At 68.0% G+C, this 15,127-nt stretch carries 19 protein-coding genes; 11 read left to right on the plus strand and 8 right to left on the minus strand.

The window, feature by feature from the left end:
* The first annotated feature begins 123 nt into the window (after positions 1-123).
* From AC5W7N_RS28125 to AC5W7N_RS28160, 8 genes are all read left to right on the plus strand, one after another.
* Positions 124-345 (plus strand): DUF6480 family protein, encoded by a 222-nt coding sequence (locus tag AC5W7N_RS28125; RefSeq protein WP_014350467.1) that lies wholly within the window; start codon positions 124-126, stop codon positions 343-345.
* 45 nt (positions 346-390) lie between these two features.
* Complete coding sequence (locus tag AC5W7N_RS28130) at positions 391-954, plus strand: nucleotidyltransferase family protein (protein ID WP_194991039.1); 564 nt, start codon at positions 391-393, stop codon at positions 952-954.
* Complete coding sequence (locus AC5W7N_RS28135) at positions 954-1,226, plus strand: BON domain-containing protein (protein WP_163812584.1); 273 nt, start codon at positions 954-956, stop codon at positions 1,224-1,226. Before AC5W7N_RS28130 ends, AC5W7N_RS28135 begins: the two co-directional genes overlap by 1 nt.
* 35 nt (positions 1,227-1,261) lie before the next feature.
* The gene (locus AC5W7N_RS28140) at positions 1,262-2,014 is read left to right on the plus strand and encodes a metallophosphoesterase family protein (protein ID WP_195021583.1); all 753 of its coding nucleotides are present in this window, start codon (positions 1,262-1,264) and stop codon (positions 2,012-2,014) included.
* A 46-nt stretch (positions 2,015-2,060) separates the two neighbouring features.
* Positions 2,061-3,029, plus strand: a complete 969-nt coding sequence (locus AC5W7N_RS28145; protein ID WP_163812579.1) for a TIGR03557 family F420-dependent LLM class oxidoreductase — start codon at positions 2,061-2,063, stop codon at positions 3,027-3,029.
* 90 nt (positions 3,030-3,119) lie between these two features.
* A complete protein-coding gene (locus AC5W7N_RS28150; protein ID WP_014350462.1) occupies positions 3,120-3,452 on the plus strand; it encodes a DUF6766 family protein in 333 nt (110 codons plus the stop codon).
* Positions 3,453-3,508: 56 nt separating this feature from the next.
* On the plus strand, positions 3,509-3,835 hold the full coding sequence (locus AC5W7N_RS28155) for a plasmid stabilization protein (RefSeq protein WP_163812577.1): 327 nt from the start codon (positions 3,509-3,511) through the stop codon (positions 3,833-3,835).
* A 9-nt stretch (positions 3,836-3,844) separates the two neighbouring features.
* Positions 3,845-4,486 (plus strand): UdgX family uracil-DNA binding protein, encoded by a 642-nt coding sequence (locus AC5W7N_RS28160; RefSeq protein WP_194991036.1) that lies wholly within the window; start codon positions 3,845-3,847, stop codon positions 4,484-4,486.
* A gap of 267 nt (positions 4,487-4,753) precedes the next feature.
* Here AC5W7N_RS28160 and AC5W7N_RS28165 read toward each other — a convergent pair whose 3' ends face one another.
* The 6 genes from AC5W7N_RS28165 to mbp1 form a co-directional block, all read right to left on the minus strand.
* A complete protein-coding gene (locus tag AC5W7N_RS28165; RefSeq protein WP_495922687.1) occupies positions 4,754-5,566 on the minus strand; it encodes an RNA polymerase sigma factor SigF in 813 nt (270 codons plus the stop codon).
* Entirely contained in the window at positions 5,556-5,990 is a 435-nt protein-coding gene (locus AC5W7N_RS28170) for an ATP-binding protein (RefSeq protein WP_163812571.1), read from the minus strand. Before AC5W7N_RS28170 ends, AC5W7N_RS28165 begins: the two co-directional genes overlap by 11 nt.
* Before the next feature lie 79 nt (positions 5,991-6,069).
* Positions 6,070-6,765: a PAS and ANTAR domain-containing protein gene (locus tag AC5W7N_RS28175; RefSeq protein WP_324197461.1), complete on the minus strand. Its 696-nt coding sequence runs from the start codon at positions 6,763-6,765 to the stop codon at positions 6,070-6,072.
* A gap of 93 nt (positions 6,766-6,858) precedes the next feature.
* A complete protein-coding gene (locus tag AC5W7N_RS28180; RefSeq protein WP_163812567.1) occupies positions 6,859-7,269 on the minus strand; it encodes an STAS domain-containing protein in 411 nt (136 codons plus the stop codon).
* Positions 7,270-7,470: 201 nt separating this feature from the next.
* Positions 7,471-9,564 carry a catalase gene (locus tag AC5W7N_RS28185; protein ID WP_163812924.1) on the minus strand — a complete coding sequence of 698 codons (2,094 nt, stop codon included), beginning with the start codon at positions 9,562-9,564 and terminating at the stop codon, positions 7,471-7,473.
* A gap of 208 nt (positions 9,565-9,772) precedes the next feature.
* Positions 9,773-10,015, minus strand: coding sequence for a microaggregate-binding protein 1 (gene mbp1, locus AC5W7N_RS28190; protein ID WP_163812565.1), 243 nt, complete (start codon positions 10,013-10,015; stop codon positions 9,773-9,775).
* Positions 10,016-10,214: 199 nt separating this feature from the next.
* Here mbp1 and AC5W7N_RS28195 point away from each other — a divergent pair, with 199 nt between their 5' ends.
* Both AC5W7N_RS28195 and AC5W7N_RS28200 read left to right on the plus strand, forming a co-directional pair.
* Positions 10,215-10,445, plus strand: a complete 231-nt coding sequence (locus AC5W7N_RS28195) for a hypothetical protein (RefSeq protein WP_163812922.1) — start codon at positions 10,215-10,217, stop codon at positions 10,443-10,445.
* 5 nt (positions 10,446-10,450) lie between these two features.
* Positions 10,451-10,684: a metallothionein gene (locus AC5W7N_RS28200; RefSeq protein ID WP_163812563.1), complete on the plus strand. Its 234-nt coding sequence runs from the start codon at positions 10,451-10,453 to the stop codon at positions 10,682-10,684.
* Positions 10,685-10,697: 13 nt separating this feature from the next.
* Here the strand turns inward: AC5W7N_RS28200 and AC5W7N_RS28205 are convergent, their stop codons facing one another.
* Positions 10,698-12,164 (minus strand): aminotransferase class I/II-fold pyridoxal phosphate-dependent enzyme, encoded by a 1,467-nt coding sequence (locus AC5W7N_RS28205; RefSeq protein WP_195007395.1) that lies wholly within the window; start codon positions 12,162-12,164, stop codon positions 10,698-10,700.
* A gap of 72 nt (positions 12,165-12,236) precedes the next feature.
* Between AC5W7N_RS28205 and AC5W7N_RS28210 the strand changes: the two genes are divergently transcribed.
* Complete coding sequence (locus AC5W7N_RS28210) at positions 12,237-13,346, plus strand: glutamate--cysteine ligase 2 (RefSeq protein ID WP_495922691.1); 1,110 nt, start codon at positions 12,237-12,239, stop codon at positions 13,344-13,346.
* A gap of 47 nt (positions 13,347-13,393) precedes the next feature.
* Here AC5W7N_RS28210 and ptsP read toward each other — a convergent pair whose 3' ends face one another.
* Positions 13,394-15,079 (minus strand): phosphoenolpyruvate--protein phosphotransferase, encoded by a 1,686-nt coding sequence (gene ptsP, locus AC5W7N_RS28215; protein WP_495922693.1) that lies wholly within the window; start codon positions 15,077-15,079, stop codon positions 13,394-13,396.
* Between the last annotated feature and the right edge of the window lie 48 nt (positions 15,080-15,127).

Genomic DNA, 15,127 nt, shown 5'->3' on the forward strand with positions numbered 1-15,127 from the left:
TCGTGATCCTCGCAATTCCCATCGCGGTCGCGGCGGTGATCATCTACCGCAAGACGACCGGAAAACATCCGAATGAGCCGTTGACCCCGGACAACGACGGTGAGTAGGCCTGTCATGACGTCTATGGACCCCGATCCGTCCCGCACTCCCGATCTCGAACCCGGCGGCGGGGTCGCGCCGGGCGCGACACCGCCGGATACGCCGCAGACCTCCGGTCTGTCGGCGCCCGAACCCGACACCCGCCATCATTTCCCGTTCACCGGCATCGCGGCGATTCTGGTGACGGTCCTGGTCGTGGCCGTGTTCCTGGTGGTGGCGGTGGCGCTGGTGATCTCGCTCGGGTGAGCGCGGCCCGCGATTGAGCACCGTGAACCCGGGTAGGCCCCGAACATGGCACCGACGATCGACCAGCTGCTGCACGCGCTCACCCGCGCGGCGAACGCACTGACCGAGGCCGGGATACCGTTCGCGGTGGCCGGCGGCTGTGCGGTGTACGCGCGCGGCGGGCCCGCCTCCGACCATGATGTGGACCTGTTCGTCCGGCCCGCCGATATCGGCGAGGTGCGCAGCGTGCTGGCTCGTACGGGCCTGCGGGTGGCCGACGCGGCCGAGGACTGGCTGACCAAGGCCTACGACGGCGACACCCTCATCGACGTCGTCCACCGCCCCAACGACCGCGCCGTCACCGACGAGATGCTGGCGCGGGCCGAGGTGATGCCGGTGGGCCCGACCCGGGCGCCGGTCATCTCCGGCACCGATCTGATGGTCGACAAGCTGCTCGTCTTCAGCGCGCACCGGCTCGATCTCAGCCCGCTGCTGCGCATCGCCCGCGATCTGCGCGAACAGGTGGATTGGCCGTCGGTGCGCGCCCAGACCGAACATTCGCCCTACGCCAAAGCGTTCCTCGGGCTCATCGACGATCTCGGGATCGCCGACACCGGAAGAGGCAACTGATGCCAGTGACCCAGGATCCCGGATCCACTCCGCCGCAGTATCTGGTCGCCCGGTTGCGCCGCGCGCTGGCCGAGGATCCGCGCACCGCCGAACTGGGTGTGCAGATCCATATCCGCGGCGGTGTCGTCGTCCTCGACGGCGAAGTCACCAGCGCCGAACGAAAACAGCGGCTCGAAGACGCGGTGCGCGAACTCGTGCCAGAGGCCCGCATCCACAACGAGGTCCGGGTGGGCACGGCGAACCAGCCGGGGCCGAGCGAGGAGTTGCGCTGACGGCACGGCCCATCGAGCGGAAGGAGTTGGCAGGCATGCGGATCGCGGCGGTCGGAGACATTCATCTGGGGACCGATTCACGCGGATTGCTGCGCCCGGCGCTACAGCAGCTTCCCGAGCGCGCCGATGTGCTGCTGCTGGCCGGTGATCTCACCAAACACGGGACCGTTGACGAGGGCCGCGTCGTCGCCGAAGAATTCGCGGATCTGCCGGTGCCGGTGATCGCCGTGCTCGGCAATCACGACTATCACAGCGACGCGCAGGACGAGATCACCGATCTGCTCGGCGGGCACAACATCACGGTGCTGGAAGGATCCGCCACGACCGTGGAGATCGACGGCTCGACGCTCGCCGTCGCGGGCACCATCGGCTTCGGCGGCGGCTTCGCGGGCAAATGCGCCAGTGTGTTCGGTGAGCGGATGATGCGCGATTTCGCCGGACGCGCAGTGGCCCTGGCCGATTCGCTGCGGGTGGCGCTGGCCGGCTGCGACGCCGACGTCACCGTGGCGTTGACCCACTACTCCCCCGTCACCGATACCCTGCACGGCGAACCACCCGAGATCTATCCGTTCCTCGGTTCCTATCTGCTCGGCGAGGCGATCGATGACGCGGGAGCGGACCTGGCCCTGCACGGGCATGCGCACGCCGGACGTGAACACGGCACCACCCCGGGCGGGATCCGGGTCCGCAATGTCGCGCAGCCGGTGATCCGGGCCGCGTACACCATCTACGACCTGCGGTCGGCGCCCGAGCCGGCGCGCGTGGGCCGCCCGGGCGCGGTGCGCTGAGGACCTGTTCGCCCCACGCCCCAGGCACCAACGACAGGAGGCAACCATGCAGATCGGGTACAAACTGGCGGCCGAAGCGTTCGGCCCCGAGGAGCTGATCCGGCAAGCGGTGCAGGCCGAGGCCGCGGGCTTCGACTTCGTGGAGATGAGCGACCATTTCCATCCGTGGCTGGACAACCAGGGCCATTCCTGCTTCGCCTGGACCGCGCTCGGCGCCATCGCCGCCCGCACCGAGCGGATCGGTCTCGCCACCGGCGTCACCTGCCCGATCATCCGGTATCACCCGGCGATCGTGGCGCAGGCCGCGGCCACGCTCGCGCTGATCTCGCAGGGCCGGTTCACCCTCGGCATCGGCTCCGGTGAGCGGCTCAACGAGCATGTGGTCGCGCGGGAGTTCCCGCCGATCGCGGTGCGTCAGGACATGCTGCGCGAGGCGCTGGAGATCATCCGCTTGCTGTGGCGTGGCGGCTACCAGTCCTATGACGGGCGGTATCTGTCGATCTCCGATGCCAGGGTCTTCGATCTACCCGAGAGCCCACCGCCCATCGCGGTGGCCGCGGGAGGACCCGACGCCGCCCGGATCGCCGGCGAATTGGGCGACGGCCTGTTCGCCACCGAGCCCGAGGCGCGCATCGTCGAGGACTATCGCGCGGCGGGCGGGACGGGGCCGCGCTACGCCGAGGTCGGCATGGCGTGGGCGCCCGATGAGCAGAGTGCTGCCGAAGCCGCGCATGAAACGTCGCGCTGGGCGGTGACCGGCTGGAAGGTGATGAGCGAGTTGCCGAATCCGGTGAACTTCGCGGCGGCGACCACGACCGTGCGCGTCGAGGACATCCGCGAGGCGATGGCCTGCGGGCCCGATCCGGCCCGCTATCTGGCGGCGGCGCAGAACTACGTCGATGCCGGGTACGACCATCTGGTGATGCAGAACGCCGGCCCCGATCCGGACGGGTTCATCGACTTCTATCAGCGAGAACTGGACAAACCGATGCGTGAGCTCACCGCACGGACCTGAGCGCGGCTCCCAGCCTCGAGGCACGGGTCGGCCGGCCAGCGCCGGTACGGTGACCTGCGTATCCGCGGCCGTGCCGGGTATCGCTGCGATATGACCCACTTCAGACGTTGGGGCGCGGTGTATCTGCTGGTGCTGTTGTTCGCGGGCTCGTGGGCCGCGCAGTTCGTCACCCAGCTCAGCGATTACCGCAGCACCCAGGAAGCGCTCGGGCAGCCCTTCGAATGGGGCGGCTACCTGCACAATTTCTTTGCCAGCACCTTCGAGAACTGGCAGAGCGAGTGGCTGCAGCTGATTTTCCAGGCGATTCTGCTGCTCGGCGCCAAGCATTGGCTGTTCGCCGTCGATGCCGAAGATCTCGAACGAATCGAGAACAAGATCGATGCGGTCAACGCCACGCTGGCCCGCACCGGACCGGTTGTCTGAGCCGTTGATTGTTCACGCGCGAGGCGGGTACCCGTCCCGCAGACAGGAGGTGTGTCATGCCGAAGGAATGGACCGACAAACAGGAACGGCAGTACGAGCACATCAAGGATTCGGCCAAGGATCGTGGTGCGGGCACCAAGCGCGCCAAGGAGATCGCGGCCCGCACGGTCAACAAGAACCGCGCCCAATCCGGTCAGTCCAAGACCGCGAGCCGCTCCTCCACCCGTGATGTCTCGCCGCAGCATCGTGGCGGCAAGCGTTCGCACAGTGGCTCGAAGGGCCCGACCCGCGACCAGCTGTACAACGAGGCCAGACAGCGCAACATCAAGGGCAGGTCGAAGATGTCCAAGGCGCAGTTGGCCAAGGCCCTCGGCCGGTCGTAGGGCTCACCGATGAGCACCACCGCGCGGCGCGCTGCGCAGAAGCCGCCCGGTGCCGCCGAGTTCGTGCCGCCCGACGCGGATCTCGAGCAGTTACGCGAGGCCGCGGCGGGCTGCCGCGGCTGCGAGCTGTACCGCGAGGCCACCCAGACCGTCTTCGGTGAGGGCCCGTCCGCCGCACGGGTGGTGATGGTCGGCGAACAACCCGGTGATCAGGAGGACCGCGCGGGCCATCCGTTCGTCGGCCCGGCGGGCCGGCTGCTCGATCGTGCCCTGGCCGAGGCCGGTTTCGACCGCGATGAGGTGTATGTGACCAACGCGGTCAAGCATTTCAAGTTCGTCGAACGCGGCAAACGCCGCATCCACAAACAACCGAGCCGCACCGAGGTGGTGGCCTGTTCGGCGTGGCTCACCGCCGAACTCGACCTGGTGGCACCGGATCTGGTCGTGTGCCTGGGCTCGGTGGCCGCCAAGGCGGTGCTCGGCCCCTCGACCACGGTGGGAGAGTTGCGCGGCGTCGTGCTCGATCGTCCCGGCTATCAGGTGACGGCGACGGTGCATCCGTCGGCGGTGCTGCGCTCCACCGACCGCAAGGCCGCCTACGCCGAGTTCGTCGGCGATCTGGCCCGCATCCACGACATGGCACTGCCTTGATCACCGATGATCACCGACCAGCCCCCTCCCGGCAGACCCGCGAGACGAAGGAGCCGGCGTGCGAACCGACCAGCTGACCCAACCGATTCCCCCGCACGAACCCGATCCGGTGCCCCCTGCCCCGCCACCGGCTCCGATTCCCGAACCCGAGCCGGTGCCGCCTGCCCCGCGACCGGGCGATCCGCCGACGCCGCCGATCCCGCCGCCACCGGACCCGGGCCCGTCACCTGATCCGATGCCACCGACCCCGGTGTGAGCCGGCCACATTCAGTCGCGCAACGCCTGCTCGCGCACCCAGTCCAGGGTGCGCGACAGGATGCGGGATACGTGCATCTGGGAGACGCCGAGCTGTTCGGCGATCTGATTCTGGGTCATCGATTCGAAAAACCGCATGCGCAGCACCTGCTGCTCTCGTTCGGGTAGCTCGGCGATATACGGCTGAACCGCAAGATAGTCCTCGACGTATTGGTAGGACGGCTCCTCCACGCCGAGCGATTCGGTGAGCGGCAGCGGCGCGTTTTCGGAATCATCGCCGCCGGTCACCGTGTCGATCGAGGAGCTCTGGTAGGCGTTGCCCGCGATCAAGGCCTGCGTCACCTCGACCAGGTCGACGCCGAGTTCCTCGGCCAGTTCTCTGGCCCGCGGCATCCGGCCCAATCGCTGCGAGAGTTTGTCGGTGGCGGGTCCGATGGTGAGCTGAATCTCCTTGACCCGCCGCGGAACTCGCACCGACCAGGTGTTGTCGCGGAAGTACCGGCGGACCTCGCCCATGATCGTCGGGACCGCGAAGGACAGGAACGACGATCCACGCACGGGATCGAACCGGTCGATCGCATGCAGCAGGCCCACCCGCGCCACCTGCAGCAGGTCTTCGAACATTTCGCCGCGCCCGGCGAACTTGCGCGCGATGTGTTCGGCCAGCGGCAGGCAGCGGTCGACGATCTCCTCGCGCATCCGGTCGTGGCGAGGATCGTCACCGGGGATTGCGGCGAGTTTGTCCAGCAGCGGCTCGATGTGGTCGTAGCTGTCCTCGCCGGAATGGCGGCGGGCCTGACGAGGCCGCTGCCGCTCAGCCGCCATCGGAGCCCCCGCGCACCCACGTGAAGCGCGCCGTGGTGGGGTATCCGCCTGCGTTCTGGTCGAAGGGATGTTGCTCGGTGCTGATCGACTCGGTCAGGGTGCGCACGATGTGCCAGCCGAAGCTGTGCCGTTCGCCCACCGCTTCGGTGGCCGCCACCGACGTCACCGCGACGGTCATCCGATTTTCGCCATAGCTGAAATCGCAGGTGAGTTCCGAGCCGGGGACGGCGTCCAGAATCAGCGAGGTCGCCACCTCGTCGAGCGCGAGGCGGATATCGGTGACCTCGTCCAGGGCGAAGTCCGCGATCAACGAGACGGTTTCGGTCAGTGCGCGCAACATCAGCAGCTGGCCCAGTTCCGCGGGCACACGCACACCCACCGTCGTCGTGGGGTCCGCGGTTATGCGGGAAACATGCTCGGTCATGCGCACCACCTTGTCCGCCCTGATCGGGTGTCATCTGCTCGCTTACCCGGCATCATCCGCGCGAAACGCGCGGCGCGGACTATCCGGGGATGCGTTGATGCACGGTGAGCAGCAGATGATCGAACTCCGAACGCAGCCGCGGCGGCGCGCTGCGCAGCGTGGGCAGCTCGGCGATCAATTGCGCGGCCAGCGCCCGCACCTTGACGTTGGTTTCCTGCGAACGCCAGGTCAGTACCCGGAACGCCTGGTCGGCGCTGATGCCGTACACCAGCATCAGCACGCCTTTGGCCTGTTCGATGATCGCGCGCGCGGACAGCAGTTCCGGCAGCGCGTCGTCCAGTGTTTCCCTGCGCTGTTCCTCGAGGGTCTCGGTGACGTCGATGTAGTAGCCGGCCGTGCCGACTACTCCGCCGCCGTCGTCGGTCATGGTGTCGGCGACGACGATCACATGGTGGGTGCGGCCCTCGATATCGATGATGCGGTGCTTGCTACAGAACGGTTCCCCGTCGGTGAGGGCGTGGTCGAGCAGGTCGGCCACGTAGCCACGGTCGTCGGGGTGTTTGTGGTCGAGCAGCAGCTCGGTCGTCGGGGTCACAGCGCCCGGCTCGTAGCCGTGCATCCGAGCCACCTCGTCGGACCATTCCCAGCGTTGCTCGTCGAACCAGAACCGGAAACCGCCGACGTCTTCGACGCAGCTGGTTTCGGCGAGATGTTCGAACGCCTCGGTGTCATCGGTGTCGATTCCGCTCGCGGAGACCGATCCATTGTCCGTCACCGCTCGATTATCGACTGTGGAGTCCACACATGCCATCAATTCGGCGGGCGAGGATGCCGCCGCAGGTCGGCGGTGGTGGTGGGATCGCACAGGTCAGCCGCCGAGCGCTGCCTGCATGGTGGGGTAATAGCGGAACAGGGGGCGGACTCCGGTCACCTCGAGCACTCGCTCGACTTCCTTGCGGCCGCACACCAGGCGCAGGTCGAGCCCACGCGCGGCCGCATCGGACTTCGCGCAGACCAGCAACGCGGCCGACCGGATGCTCATGAAGCCGGCGGCCCGTAGATCGAGAACGACGATCGAGCGGTCGGTGTGCATGCACCTGCACAGCAGGTCGTAGAAGTCGTCGTAGAGTGCGGCATCGAGTTCGCCTTCCACCCGGGCGACGGCGCAACCGCGGCGAATACCGTCTTGCTGGGTCAACCGCCGGATATCGCGACCGTGCTGGGGCCTGGCCAGCCGGTGTAGTTCTTCGGCGTGTTGATGTTCGGTCACCAACGACATCGAATCCTCCTGTTGGACAGGGGCTTCCGATTCGTCTCCGTACCCGCGAGCGGGGACGGAGCGACGGCCGAAATGGCGAGCTCGACGACGGAGAGACAACCACCGCTACCGAACTACGAACATTCTGGCCGTGGAACCGGGGTCGGCTGGAGTCTCAACCTGGACCCCATTCTGGCATGCGAACCTGCCCCTGTCACACGATCAGGCGGGAACTCGATCCGTGACGCGCTGCCAGAGGCGATGCCCGGCCAGCGCCTCGGCGAAGGCGGCGACGAATCCGTCCGGGATGCTCGCGCCCTCGGCCGCGGCGACCACCACACCGTCCACGGCGAAGTCGGTCTCACCGGGGTTCAACTCACCGGGCAGGCCGGCGGCCCGCAGCACCTGCGTGCCCGCGCCGACCGCACCGACCGGTTTGGCGTGCTTGAACGCCTCCAGCACGAAGTGCACCGCCGGGCCGGATTCGGCGAGCGTCCCCGCGGAGTCGCCGCCACCGGCGACGATCACACCGTCGTAGAGCACCGAGGCCATCGTCGGAAGGGCGCGATCCACCAGCACCGGATCGCCGGAGCCGTCGGCCCGCAGCCGCCCGCCGTGCGGGGCCAGCACTTCGGCCGTCGCGCCCCGTTCGGCCAGCGCGGATCGGAGGATGTCGATGCCGGTCGAGTCGGCGCCGTCGGCGGCCAGGATCGCGATCTTGCGGGTGGCGATGGTGTCGGGTGCGAGGTTCAACTGCGACAGGGCAGGTGAGACCTGCACGTCGTCGACGCTTTCGCCGTCGGGGATCGGCAGCCCGAGTTCGACCGCGACCCGGCTCGCCAAACCGGGATCGATGCGCACCAGGTGGTCGAGCACCCGGGAGCGGATCTCCACTCGCCGGACCTTGCCGAGTTCGAAGCCGAAGGCCGCCACGATGTGCTCGGCCTCCGGCGGCGACATGCTGCGCCAGAACATCCGCGGCTGCCGGTAGTACTCCTTGAAGCTTTCCGCACGGATCCGCTGGGTCTCACCGTCGACCCGGCGGGTGTAGTGCCGGAAGACGTCGGCATCGGCCAGCGCCGGGCAGCCGCCGCCGATGGTGTTCTTGGTGTAGAACGCTTCCCCGCGCGGTACCGCGTGCTGGCCGTACCCGTCCTGCTGATGGTTGCGCACATCGGCCAGCGGGCGGTTGACCGGCAGTTGCGCGAAGTTCGGGCCGCCGAGCCGGATCAGCTGGGTGTCCAGGTAGGAGAAGTTGCGCATCTGCAACAGCGGGTCGTTGGTGAAATCGATGCCGGGCACCAGATTGGCGGTGTGGAAGGCGACCTGCTCGGTTTCGGCGAAGAAGTTGTCGGGGTTGCGGTTGAGCACCATCTCCCCCACCGGGCGCACCGGGACCTGCTCCTCCGGGATGATCTTGGTGGAGTCGAGCAGATCGAAGTCGAAATCGAACTCCTTGTCCTCTGGCACCAACTGCACACCCAGTTCCCAGCTGGGGAAATCGCCGGCCTCGATGGCGTCCCACAGGTCGCGCCGATTGAAGTCGGGGTCGCGGCCGGCGACCTGCTGGCATTCATCCCACAGCAGCGAATGCACGCCGAGGCGCGGCTTCCAATGGAACTTCACGAACGTGCCCTTCCCCTCCGCGTTCACGAAACGGAAGGTGTGCACGCCGAAGCCCTGCATCATCCGGTAGCTGCGCGGCAGCGCCCGGTCCGACATCAACCACATGATCGCGTGCAACGACTCGGGCTGTTCGGCGACGAAATCCCACAGGGTGTCGTGTGCGGACTGCGCCTGCGGAATCTCGTTGTGCGGCTCGGGTTTCACCGCGTGCACGAAGTCGGGGAACTTGATGCCGTCCTGGATGAAGAACACCGGGAAGTTGTTGCCGACCAGGTCGTAGTTGCCCTGCTCGGTATAGAACTTGGTGGCGAAACCACGCACGTCGCGCACCGTGTCGGCCGAGCCACGCGAGCCTGCGACGGTGGAGAACCGCACGAACACCGGCGTACGCACCTGAGGTTCGGTGAGGAATTTCGCGACCGTGTAATCGGCGAGCCAGCTGTCATAGGGCCGGAAGAAGCCGTAGGCGCCTGCGCCGCGGGCGTGCACCACCCGCTCGGGGATGCGTTCGTGATCGAAATGGGTGACCTTTTCCCTGGCGTGGAAATCGTCGAGCAGGGTGGGGCCGCGCTCACCGGCCGCGAGCGCGTCGTCGGTGTGGTCCACGCGCACGCCCTGCTGGGTGGTCAGGTAGCCGCGGTCACGGTCCTGTCTGACCGGCTGCAACTGTTCGCTCTTGGCGTCCTCGATCGGTGACGTCTCGGTCGGCTGTTCGGTGCGTTCGTCCACGGTGGGCCCTCCAGGCTGGTCGAGGCAAACCCTGTCGTGGGGCGGCTTCCCCCGTGAACGCGCACTAAACCGCCGCGCGATTCGAAAAACCTGTCCGCAGACGACAGCGGTTGCCGGGCACAGTGCCACGGCAACCGCTGTTCGTTACCACCGATTCGGATCGGACGGCTTACTCGCCTTGATGCGAACGCTGTCGCGCCTCGTCGAGATCGGCTTCACGACGCTGCTTTTCGGCTTCGGCCTCCTTCTTGGCGGCCTCGCGCTGAGAATCGGCCTTCTCTTGCTGCGCCCGGCCTTCATCGCGCAGCTCATCGTTGCCGAGTACCGTCCCTGCGGCCTCCTTGGCCTTGCCTTTGACACCTTCGACGACGCCTTCAACGCCCTCGCGGGGACCGCTGTTGGACTCCGACACGATTGTCACCTCCGTGTGATCGGTTCCTGCTGGACAGTCGCCGCATACCCGGTATGAGCGGGCTCAATCCGAGGGTGTCCGCCATCACGGCCCCGGTGTTTGTTCTGGCGGGCGCCGGGTAGCGCCTCGGTGACGGCGAAATGCGCCGTCGAGGTCATCACCGATGACGATCACAACCGCCCAGGAGGTGCGGAAAACAATGGCCATCGAACAGGAAACCGGGCACATCACCGGAACCAAGGACAAGGACTACAACCTCATCTGGTTCGCCGAGGCGTCGATGAGCAACGCGCTGCGGATGGAGGTCTACAGCCAGGACGCCGAACGCGCCGGCGACACCGAGCTGGCCGAATTCTTCCGTCGCGCCCAGGGCGAGAGCCGTAAGGGCGCCGAGCAGGCCAAGGCTCTGCTCGCCAAGCGTTTGAGTTGATCACCATGGCGATCTGCGATACCTGCGGCAACGACTACGACAAGAGCTTCACGGTCAGTCGTGACGGGCAGTCGTGGACGTTCGACAGTTTCGAATGCGCCGCGAGCCGGCTGGCACCCGCCTGCGCGCACTGCGGGTGCCGAGTGCTCGGGCACGGCGTCGAGGCCGGCCAGCAGGTCTACTGCTGTGCGCATTGCGCCCGCCGGGCCGGCCACGACGCGCTCGTCGATCACGTGTAATGCCGGTGGCCGATCAGCGTCGTGAGACGACGCGGATGGTGCGCAGCGACTGGTCGGCGGCATCGGGGACGTTCATTCCGGCCGCCACCCCGGAACGGAGATAGTCCACCACCGCGTCGTCGATCAGTTCGCCCGGTACCACCACCGGAATGCCCGGTGGGTACGGGGTGAGCTGCTCGGCGGCGATCCGGCCTGCCGCCTCGTCGGCGGGCACCGATTCCTGCGGGCCGAAGAACGCATCGCGCGGCAACATGACCGTGTCGAGCTGGATCTCCGATGGTGACGGCAGCCGGATCGGTGGCGCCGCGTCGGCCGGATCGAGCTGCTCACGCCAGGCCCGTATCCCCTCCACCAGTGCGTCGATGCTGGTGTCGTCATCGGCCATGGACAGTGTCGCCAGGATTCTGCGGTGATCGCTGAGACCGAGGTCGAGCAGGCGATGTTCGCGCAGCCAGTCCGCGGCCTGATACCCCGTGGCGCCGGTGTTCTCGATGTCCATCAGCACCTGCAACCGGTCCAGATCATGGGAGGCCTGATGGCCGAGCAGCACGTCGTCGAGGACCTCGATACCGGGGATCCGATCCAGTTCGCGGCGCGCGCGTTCGGCGACTCGCAGTGCGGCGCCGAGCAATTCGTGGCCTTCCTGCACCATCTGCCTGCGCCAGCCGTCCAGTGCCGAATAGATCAGCACGTTGGGGCTCGTGGTCATCAGCAGGTCCGCGCAGGCACTCAGCAGCGAACGGTCGATGAGATCGCCTTGCACGTGGAACACCGAGCCCTGTTCGAAGCCCATGCCCATCTTGTGCACGCTCACCACGCAGACGTCGGCGCCCACGTCCATCGCCCAGGTCGGCAGGTCGGGATGGAAGGGCAGGTGCGCGCCCCACGCCTCGTCCACGATCAGCGGCTTGCCCCGTTCGTGACAGACCTCGACGATGCCGGCCAGATCGGCGCAGGTGCCGTACGGGCTCGGGCTGACGACGAGCGCGCCCGCCGCGTCGGGATGGCGTTCCCAGGCCTCACGCACCTGCTGCGGTGACGGCGGATGCGACATATGCCGTTCGGCATCCCAGCGGGGCGTGATCCAGCGTGGTTGCACCCCGGAGAACACCAGCCCGGCCACGATCGACTTGTGGCTGTCCCTGGCGACCAGCAGCCCGCCGTCTTTGCCGCCGGCCACCGCCATCATCGCCGCCTTCACCGACAGCGAACTGCCGCAGGTGGAGAAGAAGGTCGTCTCGGCGCCGACCGCGTCGGCCATCAGCGCTTCGGCATCGGCCAGATATCCCCCGCGCATCAGCCGATCGTCGAGGCCCGGCCCGGCGAGCACGTCGGAGCGGAAGGCGTCGATACCGATGGTCTCGGCGACCCTCTTGTCGATACCGCGCCCCTGCCGGTGGCCGGGTGGTGTGTACCCGTATCTGCCCGCGCGCCGGTACTCGGCCAGCGCATCGAGCAAAGGTGCTCGTGCATGATCCATGTTGGCTGGCCTACCCGATCGGCCGGGAATTATGTCGGCGCGGGCAGCGAGGGAGGCGAGTAACCTACGAGAATGGACGCGGCCTCATCGACAGTCGGCGTTGAAGAGGAATTTCTCCTGGCGGATCCGGACAGCGGCGCACCGGCGGCGAAAAACGTCGAGGTGGCCCAGTCCGCGAAGGACATCGGTATCGATCTGCAACTGGAACTGACCCGCTGCCAAGTGGAGACGTGCACCGGCGTGCACACCCATACCGGAGAATTGCTCGCCGAATTGCGTACGCTGCGCGGCGGGGTGGCCGCCTGTGCTCGCGAACACGACACCCGCCTGCTCGCGGTCGCGATTCCGCCGACGGTCCCCGAGGCATTCCCGGTCACCGACACTCCGCGCTACCAGCGGATCGCCCGCAATTTCGGGATGCTCGCCCATGAACAGGGCCTGTGCGGCTGCCATATCCACGTCGGGATTCCCGATCGGGAAACGGCCATCCAGGTCAGCAATTTCCTGCGGCCGTCGCTGCCGATCTTCCTGGCGCTCACCGCCAATTCCTCGATCTATCGCGGCTCCGATACCGGCTACGCCAGTTGGCGCAGCGTGCTGTGGCGGCGCTGGCCCAGCGCCGGGCCGCCGCCGTATTTCGCCGATGCCGACGGCTACGACGCGATGGTTGACATGATGTTGTCCAGCGGCAGCATTCTGGACAAGAAAATGGTCTATTGGGATATCCGGCCCTCGATCACCTTTCCCACCGTCGAGGTTCGGGTCAGCGATATGCCGGCGACGGTGACCGAGACGGCCATGCTCGCCACCCTGGTACGGGCCACCGTGATGACTGCTCGCGCCGACCTCGACCGCGGCCGTACCGCGCCGATGGTGTCGGCGGAGGTGCTGCGAGCCGCGTACTGGAAGGCCGCTCGCTCGGGGCTCGACGGCGACGGCGTCGACCCGATCGACTGCCGGGTGGCGCCCATGCGCACGCTGCTCGGTGAGCTGCTCGATCGGATCGACCCGGCGCTGACGGCACTGGGCGTCGGCGACTTCGTCCACGAGACGATCGGGGTGGTGCTCGAGCGCGGGAACGGGGCACACCGTCAGCGCGAGGCCTTCCACGCGCGCGGCGAGATCACCGATGTCCTCACGGTCTTACAGGACGCCACGCTCGAAGGGTGCGTGTCGGCGTAGCCGGATGGCAGCGCATCGGTCGTCGCCGGCGAGCGTATTCCCTGAGTTCAGTGCAGGATTCGCCGCGCACGCTCCCGCGCGTCATGCGGGTCGGTCGCGTCGAGCACGGCGGCGGCCGCGGCCCCGCACTCGGCCAGCGTGACCGCCGACAGCTGCGCCCCGACACCGGCGACCGCGGGCGCGGCCGCGGACAGCGAGGTGACACCGAGCCCGGCCAGCACGCACGCCAGCAGCGGGTCGGCGGCGGCTTCACCACACACGCCCACCGGTTTCCCCGCCTGGCTGCCCGCGGCGGCGGTCCGGGCGACCAGGGCCAGCACGGCCGGCTGCCAGGGATCGGTGAGCGCCGCGAGATCCGGCGACATCCGGTCGGCGGCCATCGTGTACTGCGCGAGATCATTGGTGCCGATCGACACGAAATCGACCTCGGCCAGGATGGCCTCGGCCAGCAGCGCCGCGGCGGGCACCTCGATCATCACCCCGGCGATCAACCCCCGGTCGCGGACCTTGCTCGCGAACGCGCGCGCTTCACCGACGGTGGCGATCATCGGGGCCATCACCATGGGTGGCGTGGCGCGGCCGGTGGCCGCGGCGGCGATGGCGTCGAGCTGACGGTCCAGGATGCCGCTGTCGCGGGCGGCGATGCGGATTCCGCGCACACCCAGCGCCGGGTTGGCTTCCTCGGGGTGATCGGCGAAACGCAGGGGCTTATCGGAGCCTGCGTCCAGGGTTCGGATCACCACTTTCGCGGCGGGATAGGCGTCGAGCACCTCGCGGTAGATTCCGGCCTGCTCCTGCACGGATGGTTCGGAATCGCGGTCGAGGAAACACAATTCGGTGCGGAACAGGCCGATGCCCTCGGCCGGTGTCTCGGTCGCCGCCCGCGCGCCTGCGCCGTCCTGGACGTTGGCGAGAATGTCCACGCGGTGGCCGTCGCTGGTGGCGCCGGGACCGGTCCAGCGCGCGTTTCTGGTGGCCGTCGTGCGGTAGTCGGCGACAGCGGCCAGCGCGCGAGCCGGCTCCGGGTCGACGGTGACGGTGCCCGCCGCGCCGTCGATCAGCAGCTCGGTGCCGGCTTCGACCTCGTCCAGGCCGGTCACCGCGACCACGCACGGGATACCGAGCTGACGGGCGATGATCGCGGTGTGGCTGGTCGCGCCGCCGAGCGAGGTGGCAAGCCCGACGATGCGGGTGGGGTCCAAGCCCGCGGTATCGGCAGGCGCCAGGTCGCGCGCGATGAGGATGGACGGACGATCCGGTGTGGGGACGCCGGGCTCGGGCAGCCCGAGTATTTCGGCCACCACCCGATCGCACACATCGCGCAGATCGGTGACTCGTTCGGCCATCACCCCACCGACCTTGGTGAACATCGCCGCGAACTGTTCGGTGGCGGCGGCGGCCGCGGCAGGCGCGGCGACGCCGGTGGCGATCAGCTTCTCGGCCGCGCCGAGCCAACCGCGATCGGTGGCCATGGCGGCGTTCGCCGAGAGTACCTCGGCCGCGGCCCCGCTCGCCGCACTCGACCGGGCCCGCAGCCGCTGCGCGACCGTCTCCGCGGCCGAGTGCAGGGCGGTGATCTCCGATGCCCGATCGGACTCGGCGATTGTGTCCGATCGGGCATCCACTGCCACCCGCGAATGGGGGCGAACCGCGGGCGCGGCCGCCACGCCAGGCACCGCCGGTGTTCCGCGCAGAACCGATTCAACGGCTTCTACCTGCTGCAATCGGGTCATTTGCGGTCTCCTTCGCACCGAAATCGGACTGTGGTGTTCATATCAGCC

Source organism: Nocardia sp. CDC519, from assembly GCF_059509835.1.

Excerpts from the sequence above, each read along its gene's own strand:
- AC5W7N_RS28125 (WP_014350467.1), top strand. The coding sequence starts at position 124 with ATGGACCCCGATCCGTCCCGCACTCCCGATCTCGAACCCGGCGGCGGG.
- AC5W7N_RS28130 (WP_194991039.1), top strand. The coding sequence starts at position 391 with ATGGCACCGACGATCGACCAGCTGCTGCACGCGCTCACCCGCGCGGCG.
- AC5W7N_RS28145 (WP_163812579.1), top strand. The coding sequence starts at position 2,061 with ATGCAGATCGGGTACAAACTGGCGGCCGAAGCGTTCGGCCCCGAGGAG.
- AC5W7N_RS28180 (WP_163812567.1), bottom strand. The coding sequence starts at position 7,269 with ATGTCGTTGGTGACCGAACATCAACACGCCGAAGAACTACACCGGCTG.
- ptsP (WP_495922693.1), bottom strand. The coding sequence starts at position 15,079 with ATGACCCGATTGCAGCAGGTAGAAGCCGTTGAATCGGTTCTGCGCGGA.
- AC5W7N_RS28135 (WP_163812584.1), top strand. The coding sequence starts at position 954 with ATGCCAGTGACCCAGGATCCCGGATCCACTCCGCCGCAGTATCTGGTC.
- AC5W7N_RS28195 (WP_163812922.1), top strand. The coding sequence starts at position 10,215 with ATGGCCATCGAACAGGAAACCGGGCACATCACCGGAACCAAGGACAAG.
- AC5W7N_RS28140 (WP_195021583.1), top strand. The coding sequence starts at position 1,262 with ATGCGGATCGCGGCGGTCGGAGACATTCATCTGGGGACCGATTCACGC.
- AC5W7N_RS28155 (WP_163812577.1), top strand. The coding sequence starts at position 3,509 with ATGCCGAAGGAATGGACCGACAAACAGGAACGGCAGTACGAGCACATC.
- AC5W7N_RS28205 (WP_195007395.1), bottom strand. The coding sequence starts at position 12,164 with ATGGATCATGCACGAGCACCTTTGCTCGATGCGCTGGCCGAGTACCGG.
- AC5W7N_RS28200 (WP_163812563.1), top strand. The coding sequence starts at position 10,451 with ATGGCGATCTGCGATACCTGCGGCAACGACTACGACAAGAGCTTCACG.
- AC5W7N_RS28170 (WP_163812571.1), bottom strand. The coding sequence starts at position 5,990 with ATGACCGAGCATGTTTCCCGCATAACCGCGGACCCCACGACGACGGTG.
- AC5W7N_RS28165 (WP_495922687.1), bottom strand. The coding sequence starts at position 5,566 with ATGGCGGCTGAGCGGCAGCGGCCTCGTCAGGCCCGCCGCCATTCCGGC.
- AC5W7N_RS28210 (WP_495922691.1), top strand. The coding sequence starts at position 12,237 with ATGGACGCGGCCTCATCGACAGTCGGCGTTGAAGAGGAATTTCTCCTG.
- AC5W7N_RS28160 (WP_194991036.1), top strand. The coding sequence starts at position 3,845 with ATGAGCACCACCGCGCGGCGCGCTGCGCAGAAGCCGCCCGGTGCCGCC.
- AC5W7N_RS28150 (WP_014350462.1), top strand. The coding sequence starts at position 3,120 with ATGACCCACTTCAGACGTTGGGGCGCGGTGTATCTGCTGGTGCTGTTG.